The following is a 961-nucleotide window of genomic DNA, read 5'->3' as shown; positions in this document are numbered from 1 at the left end:
TCCTTCCTATATCCCCAAATCAGGCAAGAAGACACCTTGGATAGGTTACTTCTGGTCAGGTTGTGCAGGAGAGTACAGGCGAGGGTTGGAAATCATGGGCATCGGTGTTATTGACATTGACAACCATGAATGCATGACGTTAGGCTCCATTCAGACGCCGGACTGTAAGACCTTGGATAATATGGACAAGAACCTCGTTGACTGGTACAGCAGCTATCTTATCAGTAGAAAAGACAAGATACAGAACATATCAAGAACGGTGGTTGCAGACGCATTCTTTTCCAAGGAAACTTTCGTAACGCCTATGTGTGAGAACGATTTCCATGTCATCAGCCGCTTTCGGAATGACGTAATCCTGTACTATCCGACATTGGAACAGAAAACAGGAAAACGCGGCCATCCCAAGTGGTTTGACGGAAAAATTGACTTTGCCAGTTTGGATTTGACACGGTGCAAGGAATACGAGGTGAACAAAGGAAAACTATACGGATTGAGGGTATATGCAAAAGCTCTCAAAAGGTATGTTTCCTTAGCCATCTGGTATCCGATGGACGGGAGAACAGACAAGTGGCAACTTTATTTCTCTACAGACGATTCCATGGATGGACGCGAAGTGCTGGATTATTACAGAACCAGGTTCCAGCTGGAGTTTTGCTTTAGAGATGGAAAGCAGCATGCAGGAATCACCAACTGTCAGTCTACCGACTTCAGGAAATTGGATTTTCACTTCAATGCATCGTTTGCTGCTGTCAACTTGGCCAAAGCGGCATGTAAGAGGCTCGGAATAACCTATTCCATATCCTCTTGCAAGTCATTCATACACAATGCTTATATGCTTGAACGATTTATTTGCGTGTTTGGGATTAGCCCAGACCCGCAAGTTATTGACAAACTTTTCAAAGAACTCATTTTATTTACTGCCAGAGCCGCTTAGGCTTGGATATTTTTTAACGAACTATTG

General features: G+C 43.8%; 1 protein-coding gene. It reads left to right on the top strand.

The features are described from left to right. Positions 1 to 934 (top strand): transposase (locus tag ACFO3G_RS03235; RefSeq protein ID WP_380077949.1); only part of this gene is annotated, 934 nt, incomplete at its 5' end. Between the last annotated feature and the right edge of the window lie 27 nt (positions 935 to 961).

The sequence above is a fragment of the Falsiporphyromonas endometrii genome (assembly GCF_042654485.1).
Lineage (GTDB): Bacteria > Bacteroidota > Bacteroidia > Bacteroidales > Porphyromonadaceae > Porphyromonas > Porphyromonas endometrii.
This window is presented reverse-complemented; position numbering and strand designations above follow the sequence as displayed.